Origin of the sequence: Burkholderia sp. Ac-20365 (assembly GCF_017104715.1) — a bacterium.
Taxonomy (GTDB): Bacteria; Pseudomonadota; Gammaproteobacteria; order Burkholderiales; family Burkholderiaceae; genus Paraburkholderia.
Map to the genome: position 1 here is coordinate 24,113 of NZ_JAAGPI010000029.1, position 18,750 is coordinate 42,862.

19 protein-coding genes are annotated in these 18,750 nt (G+C 62.5%); 12 read left to right on the forward strand and 7 right to left on the reverse strand.

Annotated features, from left to right (window positions below; genetic code table 11):
• Positions 1–712: 712 nt before the first annotated feature.
• A complete protein-coding gene (gene pcaF, locus G3O01_RS33185) occupies positions 713–1,915 on the reverse strand; it encodes a 3-oxoadipyl-CoA thiolase (protein ID WP_205811216.1) in 1,203 nt (400 codons plus the stop codon).
• Between the two features lie 438 nt (positions 1,916–2,353).
• On the opposite strand from pcaF, the gene G3O01_RS33190 reads away from it, so the two are divergent.
• On the forward strand, positions 2,354–3,187 hold the full coding sequence (locus G3O01_RS33190) for an IclR family transcriptional regulator (protein ID WP_205811217.1): 834 nt from the start codon (positions 2,354–2,356) through the stop codon (positions 3,185–3,187).
• Positions 3,188–3,204: 17 nt separating this feature from the next.
• On the opposite strand, the gene G3O01_RS33195 is transcribed toward G3O01_RS33190, so the two are convergent.
• The 4 genes from G3O01_RS33195 to phnF all read right to left on the reverse strand — a co-directional run bounded on the left by G3O01_RS33195 (position 3,205) and on the right by phnF (position 6,595).
• Positions 3,205–4,395, reverse strand: a complete 1,191-nt coding sequence (locus G3O01_RS33195; protein ID WP_205811218.1) for a M20 aminoacylase family protein — start codon at positions 4,393–4,395, stop codon at positions 3,205–3,207.
• Between the two features lie 117 nt (positions 4,396–4,512).
• The gene (gene phnN / locus G3O01_RS33200) at positions 4,513–5,106 is read right to left on the reverse strand and encodes a phosphonate metabolism protein/1,5-bisphosphokinase (PRPP-forming) PhnN (protein WP_205811219.1); all 594 of its coding nucleotides are present in this window, start codon (positions 5,104–5,106) and stop codon (positions 4,513–4,515) included.
• A complete protein-coding gene (locus G3O01_RS33205) occupies positions 5,103–5,840 on the reverse strand; it encodes a DUF1045 domain-containing protein (protein ID WP_205811220.1) in 738 nt (245 codons plus the stop codon). Before G3O01_RS33205 ends, phnN begins: the two co-directional genes overlap by 4 nt.
• Entirely contained in the window at positions 5,837–6,595 is a 759-nt protein-coding gene (phnF, locus tag G3O01_RS33210; RefSeq protein ID WP_205811221.1) for a phosphonate metabolism transcriptional regulator PhnF, read from the reverse strand. The genes G3O01_RS33205 and phnF overlap by 4 nt, the downstream gene beginning before the upstream one ends.
• 200 nt (positions 6,596–6,795) lie before the next feature.
• On the opposite strand from phnF, the gene phnG reads away from it, so the two are divergent.
• The 10 genes from phnG to G3O01_RS33260 all read left to right on the forward strand — a co-directional run bounded on the left by phnG (position 6,796) and on the right by G3O01_RS33260 (position 16,704).
• On the forward strand, positions 6,796–7,302 hold the full coding sequence (phnG, locus tag G3O01_RS33215; RefSeq protein WP_205811222.1) for a phosphonate C-P lyase system protein PhnG: 507 nt from the start codon (positions 6,796–6,798) through the stop codon (positions 7,300–7,302).
• Positions 7,302–7,949, forward strand: coding sequence for a phosphonate C-P lyase system protein PhnH (gene phnH, locus G3O01_RS33220; RefSeq protein WP_205811223.1), 648 nt, complete (start codon positions 7,302–7,304; stop codon positions 7,947–7,949). The genes phnG and phnH overlap by 1 nt, the downstream gene beginning before the upstream one ends.
• Positions 7,949–9,076, forward strand: a complete 1,128-nt coding sequence (locus G3O01_RS33225) for a carbon-phosphorus lyase complex subunit PhnI (protein ID WP_205811224.1) — start codon at positions 7,949–7,951, stop codon at positions 9,074–9,076. Before phnH ends, G3O01_RS33225 begins: the two co-directional genes overlap by 1 nt.
• The gene (locus G3O01_RS33230; RefSeq protein ID WP_205811225.1) at positions 9,073–9,981 is read left to right on the forward strand and encodes an alpha-D-ribose 1-methylphosphonate 5-phosphate C-P-lyase PhnJ; all 909 of its coding nucleotides are present in this window, start codon (positions 9,073–9,075) and stop codon (positions 9,979–9,981) included. The genes G3O01_RS33225 and G3O01_RS33230 overlap by 4 nt, the downstream gene beginning before the upstream one ends.
• A complete protein-coding gene (gene phnK, locus G3O01_RS33235) occupies positions 9,978–10,748 on the forward strand; it encodes a phosphonate C-P lyase system protein PhnK (RefSeq protein ID WP_205811226.1) in 771 nt (256 codons plus the stop codon). Before G3O01_RS33230 ends, phnK begins: the two co-directional genes overlap by 4 nt.
• A 13-nt stretch (positions 10,749–10,761) precedes the next feature.
• Positions 10,762–11,517, forward strand: a complete 756-nt coding sequence (gene phnL / locus G3O01_RS33240) for a phosphonate C-P lyase system protein PhnL (RefSeq protein WP_205811227.1) — start codon at positions 10,762–10,764, stop codon at positions 11,515–11,517.
• Positions 11,518–11,542: 25 nt separating this feature from the next.
• The gene (locus G3O01_RS33245) at positions 11,543–12,676 is read left to right on the forward strand and encodes an alpha-D-ribose 1-methylphosphonate 5-triphosphate diphosphatase (RefSeq protein WP_205811228.1); all 1,134 of its coding nucleotides are present in this window, start codon (positions 11,543–11,545) and stop codon (positions 12,674–12,676) included.
• A gap of 331 nt (positions 12,677–13,007) precedes the next feature.
• Positions 13,008–13,790 (forward strand): ABC transporter substrate-binding protein, encoded by a 783-nt coding sequence (locus G3O01_RS33250; RefSeq protein WP_205811229.1) that lies wholly within the window; start codon positions 13,008–13,010, stop codon positions 13,788–13,790.
• A 291-nt stretch (positions 13,791–14,081) separates the two neighbouring features.
• Positions 14,082–15,197, forward strand: coding sequence for a succinylglutamate desuccinylase/aspartoacylase family protein (locus G3O01_RS33255; RefSeq protein ID WP_205811230.1), 1,116 nt, complete (start codon positions 14,082–14,084; stop codon positions 15,195–15,197).
• Positions 15,198–15,531: 334 nt separating this feature from the next.
• Positions 15,532–16,704: a porin gene (locus tag G3O01_RS33260; protein WP_205811231.1), complete on the forward strand. Its 1,173-nt coding sequence runs from the start codon at positions 15,532–15,534 to the stop codon at positions 16,702–16,704.
• Between the two features lie 117 nt (positions 16,705–16,821).
• Here the strand turns inward: G3O01_RS33260 and G3O01_RS33265 are convergent, their stop codons facing one another.
• Positions 16,822–17,046 (reverse strand): hypothetical protein, encoded by a 225-nt coding sequence (locus G3O01_RS33265; protein ID WP_205811232.1) that lies wholly within the window; start codon positions 17,044–17,046, stop codon positions 16,822–16,824.
• A 314-nt stretch (positions 17,047–17,360) separates the two neighbouring features.
• Between G3O01_RS33265 and G3O01_RS33270 the strand changes: the two genes are divergently transcribed.
• The gene (locus G3O01_RS33270) at positions 17,361–17,612 is read left to right on the forward strand and encodes a hypothetical protein (RefSeq protein WP_205811233.1); all 252 of its coding nucleotides are present in this window, start codon (positions 17,361–17,363) and stop codon (positions 17,610–17,612) included.
• 28 nt (positions 17,613–17,640) lie between these two features.
• On the opposite strand, the gene G3O01_RS33275 is transcribed toward G3O01_RS33270, so the two are convergent.
• Positions 17,641–18,606 carry a threo-3-hydroxy-L-aspartate ammonia-lyase gene (locus G3O01_RS33275; RefSeq protein WP_205811234.1) on the reverse strand — a complete coding sequence of 322 codons (966 nt, stop codon included), beginning with the start codon at positions 18,604–18,606 and terminating at the stop codon, positions 17,641–17,643.
• Positions 18,607–18,750: the final 144 nt, after the last annotated feature.

Sequence of the window (18,750 nt, forward strand, 5' to 3'; positions counted from 1 at the left end):
AAAGTAAGCAAAGAAAGCCGCTCAAACCGCAAGCTTTTGACGTTTGCCCACGGGCCCCCAAATGCCCCGTCCTGTTCGCGGCATCGCTCTTCTCGATGCCCGCTGCCAGCGCTTTGAATTAGCTCATCACCTGTTTCATGCTCCCGCGTCGCCACAAGCGCGATCAAATTGCATCGGTTCTATAGCGGCAAACTGTGTGTAGGTTGTTGCGATGTACGCGCACTCACTTCGGACTGAAATGCTAGGCGCAGCGGCTAGAAAGCACGATCGGTGTCGTAAGAGCGCTGAGGTGTGAAGCACTACGACCTACACACAGTTTGCCACCTGGGCGGCATCAACCATTCGCTGCCGCTGACAGTTGTACGGGTGTTTGAAGTGGGTGAGGCGCCTAGCCGAAGCGTTGGCAACGGGCGTTGGACGGCAGAACGCCGTGTGAAGTGGAGGAACCGTTGGGGGCCCTCAGGCGGTGGTCAAGAGCGGGCGGTGTTAGCCCGCTTTCTTTGCTTACTTTCTTTGCGGCGGCAAAGAAAGTAAGTGCCGCCCCGCACAGGGGCAACGCTCGAAGCACCGATAACAAATCGCGGATGCCAGCAAAAACTCAAACCGCGGATGCCAGCAAAAACAAAAAAAGGCCCGCACAAAAGCACGAGCCTCCACACATCACGCGACAACCCAACCTACCAGTGCGTCACGCAAAAAAACCGAACAACAATCAAACCCGCTCAATCGCAATCGCGATCCCCTGCCCAACCCCAATACACATCGTGCAAAGCGCAAACCTACCTTGCGTCCGTTGCAACTGATACATCGCCGTGGTCACCAGACGAGCACCGCTCATGCCAAGCGGATGACCCAACGCAATCGCACCACCATTCGGATTAACACGCGCATCATCATCGGCAACGCCTAAAGCACGCAACACAGCCAGCCCTTGCGAAGCAAACGCCTCATTCAACTCGATCACATCAAACTGGTTGATGTTCATATTCAAACGCGCCAGCAACTTCTGCGTCGCAGGCGCAGGCCCGATACCCATCACGCGCGGGGCAACACCAGCCGTCGCAATACCGAGCACACGCGCACGCGGCGTCAGCCCAAAGCGCTTCGCGGTCTCCGCGTTGGCCAGCAGCAGCGCAGCCGCACCATCGTTGACACCCGACGCGTTACCCGCCGTCACCGTGCCGTCCGGACGCACAACGCCCTTCAGCTTCGCAAGCGCTTCGAGGCTCGTCTCACGCGGATGCTCGTCCTTCGATACGACGATCGCGTCACCCTTCTTCTGCGGAATCGTCACGGAGACGATTTCCTGCGCCAGCGTGCCGTCCTGCTGCGCGCGCGCCGCCTTCAACTGGCTGCGCACCGCGAACGCGTCCTGATCGGCGCGGCTGATGTTGTAGTCGGTCGCGACGTTTTCGCCCGTTTCCGGCATCGAGTCGACACCATATAGCTGTTTCATCAGCGGATTGACGAAGCGCCAGCCGATCGTCGTATCGTAGATGTCGGCCTGACGCGAAAACGCGCTCGTCGCCTTGCCCATCACGAACGGCGCACGGCTCATGCTCTCGACGCCGCCCGCGATCATCAAACCGGCCTCACCCGACTTGATCGCGCGCGCCGCGATGCCGACGGCATCCATGCCCGAGCCGCACAGACGGTTGACCGTCGAGCCCGGCACGTCCTTCGGCAAACCCGCCAGCAGCAGCGACATGCGCGCGACGTTGCGGTTGTCTTCGCCCGCCTGGTTCGCGCAGCCGTAGATCACGTCGTCGATCGTGCTCCAGTCGACTTCCTTGTTGCGCTCCATCAGCGCCTTGAGCGGCACTGCGCCCAGATCGTCGGCACGTACCGACGACAGCGAACCCGCGTAGCGGCCAATCGGCGTGCGAATCGCGTCGCACAGGAAAGCTTCCGTCATGAGATGTCTCCAGTAATGGCGGGCTGGCGTATCGTTGAAGCTAAAAAGCGCCAGCGTGGGCGCATTGGGCAGCACCCGAAAAACCTGTCGATAGAATCAAATTTGTTCTATACTCGAACAAACGATCACGTATCGAACATTTCAGGTTCGATAATAGGCGGGTGTCGGAAAGACTGTCAAGCTCGCCGGCGGATGGTTGCACGGTCGGAACAGGCAATAAGGTCTGGCGAAAACGTCAGGAATGCGGGTCGCGCCGCGCCCGGCAGTGCGCCCGGGCCAGTCATTCGGGCAGCCAGCGCGCACGCGCTGCGCATCCGCGACAGCCCGGCCGCGGCGAATTTGGCGAATCCGGGTGCTTGCGCTATCGTCACGGCTTTCCGCAGGCTAACGAACGCCCGTCCCCGCGTTCACGCGTTCGCACCAATCAGACAGAGGCCCATGAGCAAAGTACCCGCCGCGTCACAAGCCGTTCCCGCCAGCCAGACGGACGCCCAGGACGCCCCGGACAAACCCGGCGATTCGTACGTGCAGTCGTTCGCGCGCGGCCTCGCGGTGATTCGCGCGTTCAACGCCGAGCGGCCCGAACAGACGCTGACGGACGTCGCATCGGCCACCGGCCTCACACGGGCGGGCGCGCGCCGCATCTTGCTGACCTTGCAGACGCTCGGCTACGTCGAAGCCGAAGGCCGCCTGTTTCGCCTCACGCCGAAGATTCTCGATCTCGGTTTCGCCTATCTGACGTCGATGCCGTTCTGGAATCTCGCCGAGCCGTTCATGGAAGAACTGTCGGCGGAAGTGCACGAAAGCTGCTCGGCGGCCGTGCTGGACCGCACGGAAATCGTCTACGTGCTGCGCATGCCGACCCACAAGATCATGACGATCAACCTGTCGATCGGCAGCCGCTTGCCGGCGTATTGCACGTCGATGGGCCGCGTGCTGCTGTCGACGCTCGACGAAGCGACGCTCGACGCGACGCTCGATGCGTCCCCCATCGTCGCGCACACGCCGCGCACGATCACCGACAAGGCCGAGCTGAAGAAAGTGATCGCGCAAGTGCGCAGCCAGGGCTGGGCCGTCGTCGATCAGGAGCTGGAAGGCGGGCTGATTTCGCTGTCCGCGCCGATTCGCAACCGGCGCGGGCAAATCATTGCCGCAATGAACATCAGCGGCAATGCACAGCGCAATTCCGCGAAGCAGATGGTGAAGGCGTTTCTCGAGCCACTGCAGAAAGCCGCGCAATCGGTATCGGATATGGTCGCGCTGCGCGGCTAACGCATGTCACGCGTCGATCAACGGCCCAGATAGCGTTCCACCAGACGCGCCCAGTACGCAGCGCCGATCGGCAGATTGCGGTCGTTGAAGTCGTAGTGCGGGTTGTGCACCATGCAGCCGTCTTCGCCCACGCCGTTGCCCAGCCGCAGGAACGAGCCCGGCCGTTGTTCGAGCATGAACGCGAAGTCTTCGCTGCCCATCAGGATGTCCGCGTTCGGCTCGACGTTCTCCGCGCCGACCAGTTCGCGCGCCACTTCGATGGCGAATTCCGTCTCGGCATCCGTGTTCACGACCACGGGGTAGCCTTCCACATAATCGACGTGCGCCTTGCCGCCGTAACTCGCCGCCTGGCTTTCGGCGAGTTCGGTGATGCGCTGTTTCAGCAACGCGCGCACGTCCGGGCTGAACGAGCGCACACTCAGTTCGAGCTTGGCGCTCGACGGAATCACGTTGTTCGCCACGCCCGAATGCATCGTGCCGACGGTCACCACGGCGGGCTGCGCAGGGTTCACGTTGCGCGCGACGATGGTCTGCAGCGCCATCACGATGCTCGACGCGATCACGATAGGATCGACGGTCAGTTGCGGACGCGCCGCGTGGCCGCCAACGCCTTCGATCGTAATCGTCGCCTTGTCGCCCGCCGCCATGAACGCGCCCTTGCGGAACAGGAACTTGCCCGGCTCGGCGCCCGGATGGTTGTGCACGCCGAACACGGCGTCACACGGAAAGCGCTGGAAAAGACCGTCTTCGATCATTTTCTTCGCGCCGCTGTCGATGCCGCTTTCCTCGGCCGGCTGGAAATACAGATGAACCGTGCCCGAAAAGCGGCGCGTTTTTGCCAGATGCTGTGCGGCGCCGAGCAGCATCGTGGTGTGGCCGTCGTGGCCGCATGCGTGCATCTTGCCGTGCGTGCCGCTCGCGTACGGCAACCCCGTCTGTTCGACGATCGGCAGCGCGTCCATGTCCGCGCGCAGACCGATGCTGCGCGTGCCGTCGCCCACCTTCAATGTGCCGACCACGCCCGTCTTGCCGACTTCCCGCGTCACCTGCCAGCCCCACGTTTCCAGCTTGTCGGCGACGAGCGCCGCCGTCGCAAGTTCTTCGTAAGCCAGTTCGGGATGGTGATGGATGTGGTGACGAATGTCGCGCAGCGAGGCAGCGGCGGGTTCGAGGTCGGGGATTTCGGTCAAGCGGGCGGCGTCGGTCATCAGTATGAACTCCGGGGTTTGCTCGCTGCATCTCGCGCGCAGCGTTAGACCGCAGACTATAGCAACGCGCGGTCTTTCCCGTAATAAGACAGACGCAAGACAGACGCGGCGCCGAGCTTACTTCACGCTTTCACTCGACGCCGCTTCTTGCGCGTCGTCTTGTGCACGCGCCAGACCTTTCAGAACATCGACGAACGCCAGCCCGGCTTCTTCGAGCGAGCCGGAGTTGTCGATATGCGTGAGATGCGCGCCGTCGGGCAAAGCGAACGGCGCCTGCCGAGCAAGACGCGCCGCGACCTGCTCTGCCGTCTCGCGCCCACGCGCCGACAGACGCGCCGCGAGAATATCGGGCGCGGCGTGAATATGCACGACTTCGAGATGCTGATAGCGCTTCAATGCACGCGACAGATACGCGCGCGAGCCGTTGACGACGACCGTGCAACCGCGCGCAAGCCATGCGTCGATCTCGACGCCGATGCCGTAATGCAATTCGTGACTCGTCCATTCGAGCGCGAACAGACCTTGCGCCGAACGCGCTTCGAACTCTTCGCGGGTCAACGCGATGTGGTTTTCGTTATGCCCCGTTTCGCGCGTGATGTAGCGATGCGCGAACACGACCGACGTGCCCGCCACATGCTCGCGCGCAAAATGCAGCAGCGAGTCCTTGCCCGCACCCGACGGCCCGACCACATAAATCAAGCGCCCTGTCATGCGTTGTGTCCTTTTTCAGCCGTGAACGCGAGCCGTTGCCACAGCATGAACGGCTCGCCCGGTGCAGGCTCGACGAAGATCGCCGCGCCGTCGATCGTCAACGGCCCGAGACGCTGCGCCTCGCGATGCCACCAGTCGACAATCGCGGCGCGATCGGCGGCATTGGAGAGCGAATTGGACAGCGTCATGTGAAAGCGGAATTCGTCGAGCACATACGGATATCCCCATTCGACGAGCAATTCGCGCTGACGTTCCGTGAGCGGCGCTTCCATGCGCTTCGCAATATCCGTCGCGGACGGCGCGACGCGCAGCGGCGTGAAAGTGCGCAATGCATCGGCAGCAAGCGCGCGTAACTGGGCTTCGCCTGAAGGCGTCGCGGGGCGCAATGCAACGAAGTCGCCCAGCGTCGCCGCTTCCACGGGCAATGCAAACGGCATCTGCGCGTGCGCCCAGCGCTCCGATGCTTCCAGCAGATCGGCCACCGTCAGATGCTCTGCGAGATGGAACGGCGCGACCAGCGTGCCATGCCAGCCGTAACGGCGCGGCGATGTCGTCAGTTGCGCGAGCGGTTGCGACAACGCTGGCGCATCATGCTGTTCGGGTAACGCGCCACTTTCAGCATCGCGCGCGAGCCACGTCGAGCCCGCGTCCCACCAGCCCGACGCGCGTGCCGGTGCGTAGTAGATCGCGAAGCGCGCCTGTGCGGACCATGGGTTCTGGTTAAGCGCGCTCATACGTCGTGCTCGACCATCAGTTGCACGCGGTCGGCGGCGAAATGCGTGAAGCCGTATTTGATCGGCGTGCCTTCCGTATCGACGTCGACATTCTCGACCCACAGCACCGGCTGCTGCCGGTTGATGCCAAGACGCCGCGCGACTTCGGGCTCGGGAAGCACGCTGCCGATACGGCTCCACTTGCGCAGATAGTCCGTCACGCCATACTCGGTCATCGCCTTCGTGATGCCGCCCACGCGTTCAAGCACGTCTGGAAGATCGGCGAAACGCGCAGCCGGATAGAAGTTGCGTGCATACGTAAGCGGCACGCCGTCCGCCTCATGCAGCGACTCGATGCGATACACGAATGCGCCCGCGCGCAGACCCAGCGCCTTTGCGACCGTCGGATCCGCCTTCACGCGCGCCGCCGAAAGCATCGAGCCAGCAGGCGAATGATGTTGCTGACGCAAGTTTTCGGTGAAACGCGTGCGCTTGCCGATCGTGTAATCGATCGCACCTGGCTGCACGAAGGTGCCGCGCCCCTGCTCGACGCTGACGAGCCCTTGCGCCGCGAGCCCAAGCATCGCACGACGGATCGTATGCCGGTTCACGTCGAAGCGCTTGGCCAGTTCGCCCTCGCTCGGCAAGCGTCCATCTTCGCCGAAGCCGCTTGCTGCGATCTCTTTTGCGAGGATCTGCTCGATCTGCCGCCACACGGCAACGCCCGCTCCCCGCTCGAGCATCGCGCCCGGCGCTGCGTCGTCGTTCGATGTCATGGTGCTGTCATTCCCTTCGGTTCAAATAATCGTTCTGTGCATTGTAGACCGCACGCCGTGGCGGAAATATGAAACCGCGCCTTCTGTCACGAGCAAGCGACACTTTAGCTCTAAACGTCTAGACGTTTAGATGAATAGATGCTCAAATGTCTGGACTCGCTACCGAACATCTCCTCTCCAGGACACCTCCAGGAACTCCGATGAGCGCCGCCGCTTCTCCTCCTTCAGCCGATTCCCCCGCCTCCACGAATTCCACTCGCCGCGCCTGGATGGCCGTGATGGCCCGCTCCACGCGCACCGACCTCGAAGCCGCGTTGAACCGCGCAATGGAAGGCTTGCCGCTTCCCGCCTTCGACTGGCTGCGTCCGCCGGAAACCGGCCTGACGATGGTGCGCGGGCGCATCGGCGGCACGGGCGACGCGTTCAATCTGGGCGAAGCAACCGTGACGCGTGCCACGCTGCGTCTGCGCGACATGTCGGCAGACAGCACGACAGTTGGCGTCGCGTGCCATCTGGGCCGCGACCGCCGCCGCGCGGAACTCGCTGCGATTGCAGATGCGTTGCTGCAAACACCGCAGCATCAAGAACGGTTGCAGGCGCAACTGATCGCGCCGCTCGCTGCGCAACTCGAAGCGAAACGCGCGCAACGCCAACACGACGCCGCATCGACGCGCGTCGAATTCTTCACGATGGTTCGAGGCGACTGATGAACACTTCCGCTCAATCCCCGCAGATCGCGCTGTCGACGCTGACGCCCGGCTTCAGCGACCCGGTGCACGACACGCAGGCCGTGTTTCGCACGCTGCTCGACGCGTTGTCGCGTCCGGGCCGCATCGGCACGATCGACAATGTGCTGCCCGCTTCGCGCAGCGACGCACGCAACAGCCTGCCGCATGCGCGCGCCGATCTCGCCGCGTTCGCTGCGCTGCTGGCGCTGTGCGATTACTCGACGCCCGTGTGGCTCGCGCAACCGGACGCCGTGCTCGGCTCGGCGTTGCGCTTTCATACGGGTGCGCCGCTCGTCGACGAACCGCAGGATGCCGCGTTTGCGTATGTGCATGACGCGACCACGTTGCCGCCGCTTTCGAGCTTCGCGCCTGGCGAGCCGGAAACGCCGGAGCAATCGGTGACGTTGATCGTGCGCGTCGAGTCGTTGACGCAAGGCTCGCCCGTCGTGTTGCGCGGCCCCGGCATCGAGCATTCGCACACCATCGCGCCCGCCGGCCTGCCCGCGCGCTTCTGGCGCGAGCGCGCGGAACTCGCGCCGCTGTTTCCGTGCGGCATCGACTGTTATCTCGTCTGCGGCGACACGCTGATCGGCCTGCCGCGCACAACTCACGTGGAGCTGAACTAATGTACGTTGCCGTCAAAGGTGGAGAGCGCGCGATCGAAGCATCGTGGCGCCTGCTCGACAAGGCGCGCCGCGGCGACACGCAACTCGCCGAATTGAGCGTCGCGCAGATTCGCACGCAATTGCGGCTCGCCGTTGCGCGCGTCATGACAGAAGGCTCCGTCTACGACGAAGAACTCGCGGCGCTCGCGATCAAGCAGGCCGCCGGCGATCTCGTCGAAGCGATCTTTCTGCTGCGCGCGTATCGCACGACGCTGCCGCGCTTCGGCTATACGGAGCCGGTGAACACAGAAGCGATGCAGATGGAGCGACGCATCTCCGCGACGTTCAAGGACGTGCCCGGCGGCCAGATGCTCGGCGCAACCTACGACTACACACAACGTCTGCTCGATTTCACGTTGCTGGCCGAAGGCGATGAAGCCGGTACCGTGCATGCGAAACGAGCCGAAACCGCCGCACAGGAAGCAACGCCGCGCGTCGTTTCGCTGCTCGACAAGGAAGGTCTGATAGAACAGGAACGCGTAACCGAAGGCGCATCCGAGCCAGGCGATCTGACACGCGAACCGCTGTCGTTTCCCGCGAATCGCGCCACGCGTCTACAGAATCTCGCGCGCGGCGACGAAGGTTTCCTGCTCGCGATGGGCTATGCAACGCAACGCGGCTATGCCCACTCGCATCCGTTCGCGGGCGAGATCCGCTTCGGCACGGTTGCGGTCGAAATGGAACTGGATGAGTTGGGCGAAGCGGTCGAGATCGGCGAAATCGACGTGACGGAATGCCAGATGATCAACCAGTTCGCAGGCAGCACCGACGTGCCGCCGACCTTCACGCAAGGCTACGGTCTCGCCTTCGGCCACTCGGAACGCAAGGCAATGGCGATGGCGCTCGTCGATCGCGCGCTGCGTGCGGAAGAACTCGGCGAAACCATCGGCTCGCCGACGCAGGATGTCGAATTCATGCTGTCGCATAGCGATAACGTCGAAGCATCGGGCTTCGTGCAGCATCTGAAATTGCCGCACTACGTGGACTTCCAGGCTGAGCTCGAACTCGTGCGCCGCCTGCGCGCAAAACATGCCGCACGCGATGACAACGCGGGTGAAGGAAACGACAACGAGGAGCAGGCAGCATGAACGCGCCCGACACGACGATGCAAACCGCCGCGCACGACAGCGCTGCCGAAGGCTACAACTTCGCGTATCTCGACGAACAGACCAAGCGCATGATTCGCCGCGCGTTACTCAAAGCGGTGGCCGTTCCGGGTTATCAGGTGCCGTTCGCGTCGCGCGAAATGCCGCTGCCGTATGGATGGGGCACGGGCGGCATTCAGGTGACGGCGTCGATCATCGGACAAGACGACACGCTGAAAGTCATCGACCAGGGTTCCGACGAAACGACTAACGCTGTCAACATTCGCCGCTTCTTTGCTCGCACGGCTGGCGTCAACACCACGCGCAAGACGACGGAAGCGACCATCGTGCAGACACGCCACCGCATTCCCGAGACACCGCTCACGGAGAAGCAGATTCTCGTGTATCAGGTGCCGATGCCCGAACCGCTCTACCGTCTGGAGCCGCGTAACGCCGAGTGCAAGAAGCTGCACGCACTCGCGGACTATGGCCTCATCAGCGTGAAGCTGTATGAAGACATCGTGCATCACGGCAGCATCGCGACGACGTACGACTATCCCGTCATCGTGAATAACCGTTATCTCGCGTCGCCGTCGCCGATTCCAAAGTACGACAACCCGAAGATGCATATGAACCCGGCGCTGCAACTGTTCGGCGCAGGACGCGAGCAGCGCATTCACGCGATTCCGCCTTATACGCCGGTAAAAAGCCTCGATTTCGATGATCATCCGTTCGAGGTGCAGCGTTGGGATCATGCGTGCGCGCTGTGTGGATCGACGGAAAGTTTCCTCGACGAAATGATCGTCGACGATGCGGGCAAGCGCATGTTCGTCTGCTCGGATAGCGACTATTGCCACGACCGGCGCGAGCAGCAAGGCACTGACAACAACGCAGGAGAAAGCGCATGACGCCGCTTCTGAGCGCACGCGCGCTCACCAAACAGTATGGCGGCCGCAATGGTTGCCGCAACGTCAGCTTCGATCTGTATCCGGGCGAAGTGCTGTGCATCGTAGGCGAATCGGGTTCGGGGAAATCGACGCTGCTCAATACGCTCGCGCTGCGCACGCCCGCTGATTCGGGCACGCTGCATTACGCAAGCGCGCACGGCGACACGCTCGATCTGCTCGAACTGACCGAGCCGCGCAAACGTCTTTTGATGCGCACCGAATGGGGTTTCGTGCAGCAGAATCCGCGCGATGGATTGCGCAACGGTGTATCGGCGGGCGCGAACATCGGCGAGCCATTGATGGCCGTCGGCGCGCGTCACTACGGCAAGATCCGCGACACGGCCACGCAATGGATGACGCGTGTCGAACTCGATGCATCGCGTATCGACGAATTGCCGTCGGCGTTTTCGGGCGGCATGCAGCAGCGTTTGCAGATTGCGCGCAATCTCGTCACAGGTCCGCGCCTCGTGTTCATGGACGAACCCACTGCGGGTCTCGATGTATCCGTGCAGGCACGTTTGCTCGACTTGCTGCGTACGCTGACGTCGACGCTGCATCTGTCGGTGCTGATCGTCACGCACGATATCGGCGTTGCGCGTCTGCTCGCGCATCGTCTGATGGTGATGCAAGGCGGCGAAGTGGTCGAAGCGGGTCTCACCGATCAGGTGCTCGACGATCCGCAGCATCCGTACACGCAGACACTCGTTTCCTCCGTTTTGCCCGTTTGAGGTTCAGCACGTGATGACAACGTCCATCGAAACATCGTTCATCGACAACGACGCGCTCATGTTGCGCGCGGTCGGTATCGGCAAGACATTCACGCTGCATGGCCAGGGCGGCGTGCAGATCGACGCGCTCGCGGGCGTGTCGCTCGACGTCGAGCGCGGCGAATGCATCGTGCTGGTCGGGCCTTCGGGCGCGGGCAAGAGCACGTTCTTGCGCTGCCTGTACGGCAACTATCTGGCGAGCACGGGCACGATCGCGATTCGCGACGACGCGCAGAAAGCGAAGTATCTGCCGATCACAGGCGCCGAACCCCGCGACGTGCTGCATTTGCGGCGTGGCGTAGTTGGTTATGTGAGCCAGTTTCTGCGCGTGATTCCGCGTGTCAGCACGCTCGATCTCGTTGCCGAGCCTCTGATTTCGCGCGGCGTCGACGAAAAAGAAGCGCGTGCGCGCGCCGCTGCATTGCTCGCAAGGCTCAACGTGCCCGAGCGCTTGTGGCCGCTCGCGCCCGCGACGTTTTCGGGCGGCGAGCAACAGCGCGTGAATATCGCGCGCGGTCTGATCGCGGGGCACCCCGTGTTGCTGCTCGACGAGCCGACTGCCTCGCTCGATGCGGAGAACCGCGACATCGTCGCGAGCCTGATCGTCGAAGCGCGCGAGCGCGGCGCCGCCATCGTCGGCATCTTCCACGACGAAGACACGCGCGCGAAAGTCGCTACACGCAGGCTCGAATTGACGCCACCGCTGCGTCACGCAACGGCATTACACTGATATCGATCCGATACGGAGCATTTACATGCTGATCAAGAACGCCCGCGTCGTTACGCGGGACGAAGTTTTCAACGGCGTCGTGCGCGTCGAGGACGGCGTGATTCGCGACATCGCGCGCGGCACGACGTCGGCTGCCGATGCGCAGGACTGGGAAGGCGATTATCTGTTGCCGGGTCTCATCGAACTGCATACGGACAATCTGGAGAAGCATCTGCTGCCGCGTCCGGGCGTCGAATGGAATACGGACGCCGCGTTCGTGATTCATGACGCACAGGTTGCCGCAGCCGGCATCACGACGGTATTCGACGCGCTCGCAATCGGTTCGCGTTCGAGCGTCGGCCTGCGTCGCGCCGACACGCAATTGCGCTGCGCGCAAGCGCTGCAACGCTTCTCCGATCGCAAGCTGCTGCGCGCCGAGCACTTCCTGCACCTGCGCTGCGAAATCGCCACCGCCGATGTGGTCGAGCTGTTCGATACGCTCAAGGACCATCCGCTGCTGCGTCTCGCGTCGGTGATGGACCATACGCCGGGCCAGCGCCAGTGGCACGACCGCGAGCAATGGCGCCGCTTCCAGGAGCGCCACGGCAAGATGACGGACGAGCATATGGCCGCGACGCTCGTCGAACTCGAAGACGAACAGCAGCGTTTCGCGGATGAACACCGCCGCCAGATCGTCGAGCGCTGCAAGGTGCTGGGCGTGCCCGTCGCGAGCCACGACGACACGCTCGTCGAACACGTGCAGCAGGCCGCCGAAGAAGGCATCGTGCTGGCCGAATTCCCGACCACGCGCATCGCCGCCGAGGCCGCGCACCGTCACGGCATCGCGACCATCATGGGCGCACCGAACATCGTGCGGGGCGGCTCGCATTCGGGCAATGTGTCGGCGCTGGAGCTGGCAAAGGCGGATCTGCTCGATATCCTGTCGTCCGACTACGTGCCGTCCAGTTTGCTGACGGCGGCGTTCGAACTGGTCGAAAAGGCCGGCTGGACATTGCCGCGCGCGATGGCGACGGTATCGGCGGAACCGGCCCGCACGGCGGGCCTGCATGATCGTGGCGCGATCGAAACCGGCCTGCGCGCGGATTTCGTGCGCGTCACGATGCTCGACGCCTTGCCCGTGCCGCGCGCAACGTATCGCGCGGGCGAGCGGATCGTCTGAACACGTCTCATACATAAACCATTGAACTGAAAGCGTTTGCCGCACTGCCGCATGCGGCGAATGCTTCTATCAGCTTCCGTTTCACCTTCGATTCGCTTTCAATGCATCACGCTTGCCTCTTATCATAAAAACGACCGTTAGAGGCAATACTCCTGTGCCATCCGGTGTTTCACTAGCACCGCAAATATTTTGATTTGTTAAGCTTGGCGCGCGTTGCTGGCTGGGCCAGCCGGCAACCACATAGAGACAAGCCCGGCACAACGGCCGGGCAACGTCGCGCAGCGGCACAACCGCATGCGGGACACTTTGAACCACTCCCGGGAGTACATCAGTGAAGAAACTGCTTGCGGCTTTGACGGTTGCCCTGCTCGCCACCGTATCGATCGGCGCACACGCCAAAGACTGGAACACCATCCGCTTCGGCGTCGACGCCAGCTACCCGCCGTTCGAATCGAAGGGTTCCGACGGCAAGCTGGTCGGCTTTGACATCGACCTTGGTAATGAAATCTGCACGCGCCTGAAGGCAAAGTGCGTGTGGGTTGAAAACGATTTCGACGGCATGATCCCGGCTTTGAAGGCCAAGAAGTTCGACGGCGTGCTGTCGTCGATGTCGATGACGCCGCAACGCGCTGAACAGATCGCTTTCTCGTCGAAGCTGTTCAACACGCCGACGCGCCTCGTCGCGAAGAAGGGTTCGAACATCCTGCCGACGGCTGAATCGCTGTCGGGCAAGTCGGTCGGCGTCGAGCAAGGCACGATCCAGGAAACGTACGCGAAGACCTACTGGGAACCGAAGGGCGCGAAGGTCGTGCCTTACCAGAACCAGGACCAGGTCTATGCCGACCTGATCTCGGGCCGTCTGGACGCAGCGCTGCAAGACGCAGTGCAAGCTGACATCGGCTTCCTGAAGACGCCGCGCGGCGCTGGCTTCCAGTTCGTCGGCAAGGATCTGGAAGACAAGAAGATCCTCGGCGAAGGCGCTGGCATCGGCATGCGCAAGGAAGACGCAGACCTGAAGGCGAAGGTCGACAAGGCAATCGCCGACATCATCAAGGACGGCACCTACAAGAAGATCGAGAAGAAGTATTTCGACTTCGACGTGTACGGCGGCTAATCCTCACGGCAGCGTATCGCGCGGTTCGCCCGCGTGCTACGCCGCCTGGCTGGACCGGCAAACGGGCTCCTCACGGAGCCCGTTTTGTTTTGGCGCCATACCGGCCATTGCGCCGAGGCCCGGCGCATGCGCGGCGGCGCAGCGTCGCCCGCGCTGCGCAAATGGGCTAAGATCGAACGATTCAGGGCGGCCGTCCGATCCGTTGTACGCGCCACCGTTTTCAGCAGTCAACCCGAAGTCACCTCTGCAACTACAGGGCGCGCGCGCTTTGCCTGCCGCGTCACATCAATCATGCAAACCCTCAATCATCCGCTGATTTCCCCGACCCTCGGCACCGCTCGCAGCCTGACGAGCTTCCACTACGGTCCGAGCGGCGGACAGAAGGTCTATATCCAGTCATCGCTGCACGCTGACGAGCTGCCCGGCATGCTGGTGTCGTGGGCGCTGCGCCGCAAGCTCGAAGCGCTCGAGGCAGCGGGCAAGCTGCGCGGCGAAGTGGTGATCGTGCCCGTGGCGAACCCGATCGGCCTGAACCAGCATGTGCTCGGCCTGCTCGCCGGCCGCTTCGAAACCAACACCGCGCAGAACTTCAACCGCAATTTCTATAACCTGTTCGACCTGATCGAGCCGGTCATCGAAGGGCGCCTGACGACGAACGCCGACCAGAACCGCACCGTCATCCGTCAGGCGATGCGCGAAGCACTGGACGCGCAGAAGCCGCGCACCGAAATCGAATCGCAGCGTCTCGCGCTGCAACTGCTGTCGTACGACGCGGACGTCGTGCTCGATCTGCATTGCGACTGGGAAGCGGCGCTGCATCTGTACACGAACCCGGACCTGTGGCCGGACGTCGAGCCGCTCGCGCGTTATCTGGATTCGAAGGCGTCGCTGCTCGCAGTGGATTCCGTCGGCAATCCGTTCGACGAGATTCACAGCTTCTGCTGGTCGGAACTGCGCACGCGCGTCGGCGACCGCTTCCCGATTCCGAACGGTTCGATCTCGGTGACGGTCGAACTGCGCAGCCAGCGCGACGTGTCGTACGAGTTCGCGGAGCACGACGCGCAAGGCATCATCGAATACCTGACGCATCGCGGCGTGATCGCGGGCGAAGCCGCGCCGATGCCGCCGCTCGAATTCGCCGCGACGCCGCTCGCGGGCACCGAGCCTATCGTGACGCCGGTGAGCGGCGTCGTGGTCTATCGCGCGGAAGTGGGCAAGTGGATCGATGCCGGCCAGCCGATCGCCGATATCGTCGATCCGTTGACGGATCGCGTGATTACGCTGAACGCCACGGTATCGGGCGTGTTGTATGCGCGCCATCTGTCGCGCTTCGCGCAGGCAGGTATGGAGATCGTGCGGATCGCGGGCGCGAAGGCGTTCCGCACGGGGCAATTGCTGTCGGCCTGATGTCGCTTTCGGCGCGTCTTACGCGCGGCGGCTCTGAATGAAATATGAAATCGCCCGCCCTATGCGGGCGATTTTTTTTGGTTGCGGGAACAAACATCGGCGGTTGTTTCTTCGCTCCGGCTAAACAGGAACCGCGCCAGGATATGAAGCATATGCACACATTTGCGTGCAAGCCTTTTGCGCGCGAATCAAACGGTGTCGCATTTGTACTACATATTCACTAAAAATAATTCCTGTCATATTCCTTTCCTTTCTCCCCGTTACATTTGCGCCCGTCGCGCGACCAGCCAGAGAGCCAGGCTCGCGATCGCCATTTTTCAATCCGGAGAAAGCTTTGAACAAGAAAGTACTGACCACCGCTCTACTCGCCTCGGCATTTGCAGGTACCGCACACGCACAAAGCAGCGTCACGCTGTACGGCATCATCGATGCTGGTATCAGCTACGTGAACCATTCGAAGAACGCGACCAACGGCAGCTCCAAGCTGTTCAAGTATGACGACGGCGTGGCGCAAGGCAGCCGTTGGGGCATGCGCGGCACAGAAGACCTGGGCGGCGGCCTGAAGGCTCTGTTCGTGCTCGAAAGCGGCTTCAACAGCGGCAACGGCACGTCGGGTCAAGGCGGCGCGCTGTTCGGCCGTCAGGCGTTCGTGGGTCTGTCGAAGGACGGCATCGGCTCGCTGACGTTCGGCCGTCAATACGCATTCACGACCGACTACCTGGGCAGCAACTATTCGACGGGTGGCCTGACGGTCGCCGGTAACTACGCTTACCACATCAACGACGTCGACCAGCTCACGTCGAGCCGTATCAACAACTCGGTCAAGTTCAGCAGCGCGAACTTCTCGGGCCTGACGTTCGGCGCGATGTACGGCTTCTCGAACCAGGCAGGCGCATTCGGCGGCGCACCGACCGTGGGCACGACGACGGGCTCGTCGCGCGCTTACAGCTTCGGCGTGAACTACGCGAACGGCCCGATCGGCCTGGGCGCAGCGTACACGGACATCCGCTTCCCGGCCCTCGCAACGCCGGCATTCTCGACGTCGATCGCCAACGTGACGACGAGCGCCACGACCACGACCGTACGCGACCTGCGCGCGTTCGGCCTGGGCGGCCGTTACATCATCGGACCGGCAACGCTCTACGCGCTGTGGACGAACACGCACCTCGAGCCGATCACGGGTGCATCGACGACGTTCAACAACTTCGAAGGCGGCGCCAAGTACGCGTTCACGCCGGCTCTGACGACGGGCCTCGGCTACACGTACTCGCGTCTGACGGGCGCGACGACGGGCCACTTCAACCAGGTGGACGCAAGCGTCGACTACGCGCTGTCGAAGCGTACCGATGTCTACGGTCTGGTGATCTATCAGGACGCGTCGGGCAAGACGGCTTCGGGCCAGCCGATCCAGGCTCAGATCGGTTCGTCGACGTCGTACTTCAGCACGTCGGGCAACGGTTCGCAAAACCAGCTGGCGTTCCGCGTCGGTATGCGCCACAAGTTCTAAGCTGTGTCGTGAAGCGAGGCGCTTTCGGTCGCTTCGTCAGCCCGCAGATGGACGGAAAACGCCCCGCTTGCGGGGCGTTTTTGTTGATGCGCTCGAATAAGGTCGGATCTCAGGCCATTAATCCGGCGACACCCATATCCGCACTTCCCCGTTCGCCGTCGGCATCGTGAATTCGCTCGTACGGCCTGCGCGCACGTCGAACAGCAGGCGCTCCAGCCGCTCGAGCCGGGCGGCCTTCTCGCCGCTGCTCATGATTGCGTCGTCGGGATTTTGCAGCAGCGCCTGGCGCGCGCTCATGATGCGCGCGACTGCGCTCGATTGCGATGTGAAAACCTCTTCCATGTCGGCACTTCCTTCCGGACGCGGCCACATGGAAAGCTTCATTTCTCATGCCGCGCCAGCTACGTTCATCAAAAAGCTGCGCCCGTATGAAGCGGGCGCAGAATTGATTCTATGAGCTGACGCAAATTCTTGCCGTGACGCTGACATGGAGCCAAGCTCCGCCGTCACGGAAAATGAATCAATGTTTGATTATAATAAACATAAAAAACATTAACTATCGCAAATGAACCGGCAGTCCTACTCTTGAACTCATCCCACCGCACCGGGGCGCAAACGCCGGTACGAAAAGCCGGGACGAGCTACAGGAGTTGATCATGAACACTGCCGGCAGATCGCTGCACTCTCTGGTCGAAAAGTGGCTGGCTCCCGGTCCGCAAGGGCAGATTCGCGTCGTGCGGTTCGGTCATCGGCGCAGGGACGGCACGCGCTACGCGCAGGTCGAGGCATCGACGACATGCGGCGCACGGGCGATCTTCTTCTTCCGCCATCACGACGGCGCATGGTGCGTCTTTCCGCCGCTGATCAGCGGGCCGTCGATGTCAACGCATCTGGGCGTGTATAGCTAGCCCCGCCGCACGACCCTGCGCCTGATACTCAGTTCCCCGACACCAGTTCGGCGAACTTGCGCACATCCACATTGCCGCCGCTGATCAGCACGCCGATGCGCTTGCCCTTCAGCTTGTCCTTCATCTGGCGTGCGGCCGCGAAGCTCAAACAACCCGTCGGCTCCACGAAGATCTTCATCCGCGCCGCGAAAAAGCGCATGCAGTCGATCAGTTCCGCGTCGCTCGCCGTGACGACATCGGTGACATCGCGCTGGATGATCGGGAACGTGTACTGGCCGAGATGCTGTGTTTGCGCGCCGTCGGCGATGGTCTTGGGCGTCTCGATATGAACGATCTTTCCTGAGCGGAAAGATTGCTGGCCATCGTTGCCGGCTTCCGGTTCGACCGCGTACACCGCGCAATCGGGCGACAGCGCGCGCGCTGTCAGCGCCGAACCCGACGTCAGTCCGCCGCCGCCGAGCGGCACGAAAAACGCGTCGAGCGGCCCCACTTCCTCGAACAGTTCTTTCGCGGCCGTGCCCTGCCCCGCGATCACATCGGGGTGATCGTACGGCGGAATCAGCGTCAGGCCGTGCTTTTGCGCGAGGTCTCGGCCGATCTGCTCGCGATCTTCCTTGTAACGGTCATAAATGACGACATTGCCGCCGTAGCCCTTGGTCGCTTCGACCTTCATTTGCGGCGCATCGTGCGGCATGACGATCGTCGCGGGCATGCCGAGCAGACGCGCGGACAGCGCCACGGCCTGCGCATGATTACCCGACGAAAACGCGACTACGCCGCGGCGGCGCTGTTCGTCGTCGAACTTCGACAGCGCATTGAACGCGCCGCGAAACTTGAACGCGCCCATGCGCTGCAGGTTTTCGCACTTGAAGAACACTTCGGCGCCGAACATCTCGTTAACGGTGCGCGAAGTCATGACGGGCGTACGGTGCGCGACGCCTTCGAGCCGCTTCGAAGCAGCGACGACGTCGTCATAGGTAGGCAAAGAGAGCATGGTTGGGCAGAGATCGTGGTGTTGATGAATGCGGGCAGCGCCGCGCTGGCTTGCGAAGGAACTTGCGATGCGCAAGCCGGAGCGGCGCGCAATCACGCCGCCGGATGGTTTGAATTGTGATTAGACATATTGTCTATGTCAATA

Bases quoted from the DNA above. Each gene is read 5' to 3' on its own strand.
- phnH (WP_205811223.1), top strand. From the start codon at position 7,302: ATGAACACTTCCGCTCAATCCCCGCAGATCGCGCTGTCGACGCTGACG.
- G3O01_RS33275 (WP_205811234.1), bottom strand. From the start codon at position 18,606: ATGCTCTCTTTGCCTACCTATGACGACGTCGTCGCTGCTTCGAAGCGG.
- G3O01_RS33205 (WP_205811220.1), bottom strand. From the start codon at position 5,840: ATGAGCGCGCTTAACCAGAACCCATGGTCCGCACAGGCGCGCTTCGCG.
- phnL (WP_205811227.1), top strand. From the start codon at position 10,762: ATGACAACGTCCATCGAAACATCGTTCATCGACAACGACGCGCTCATG.
- phnK (WP_205811226.1), top strand. From the start codon at position 9,978: ATGACGCCGCTTCTGAGCGCACGCGCGCTCACCAAACAGTATGGCGGC.
- G3O01_RS33225 (WP_205811224.1), top strand. From the start codon at position 7,949: ATGTACGTTGCCGTCAAAGGTGGAGAGCGCGCGATCGAAGCATCGTGG.
- G3O01_RS33230 (WP_205811225.1), top strand. From the start codon at position 9,073: ATGAACGCGCCCGACACGACGATGCAAACCGCCGCGCACGACAGCGCT.
- G3O01_RS33245 (WP_205811228.1), top strand. From the start codon at position 11,543: ATGCTGATCAAGAACGCCCGCGTCGTTACGCGGGACGAAGTTTTCAAC.
- G3O01_RS33195 (WP_205811218.1), bottom strand. From the start codon at position 4,395: ATGACCGACGCCGCCCGCTTGACCGAAATCCCCGACCTCGAACCCGCC.
- G3O01_RS33270 (WP_205811233.1), top strand. From the start codon at position 17,361: ATGAACACTGCCGGCAGATCGCTGCACTCTCTGGTCGAAAAGTGGCTG.
- G3O01_RS33255 (WP_205811230.1), top strand. From the start codon at position 14,082: ATGCAAACCCTCAATCATCCGCTGATTTCCCCGACCCTCGGCACCGCT.
- G3O01_RS33265 (WP_205811232.1), bottom strand. From the start codon at position 17,046: ATGGAAGAGGTTTTCACATCGCAATCGAGCGCAGTCGCGCGCATCATG.
- phnF (WP_205811221.1), bottom strand. From the start codon at position 6,595: ATGACATCGAACGACGACGCAGCGCCGGGCGCGATGCTCGAGCGGGGA.
- phnN (WP_205811219.1), bottom strand. From the start codon at position 5,106: ATGACAGGGCGCTTGATTTATGTGGTCGGGCCGTCGGGTGCGGGCAAG.
- phnG (WP_205811222.1), top strand. From the start codon at position 6,796: ATGAGCGCCGCCGCTTCTCCTCCTTCAGCCGATTCCCCCGCCTCCACG.
- G3O01_RS33190 (WP_205811217.1), top strand. From the start codon at position 2,354: ATGAGCAAAGTACCCGCCGCGTCACAAGCCGTTCCCGCCAGCCAGACG.
- pcaF (WP_205811216.1), bottom strand. From the start codon at position 1,915: ATGACGGAAGCTTTCCTGTGCGACGCGATTCGCACGCCGATTGGCCGC.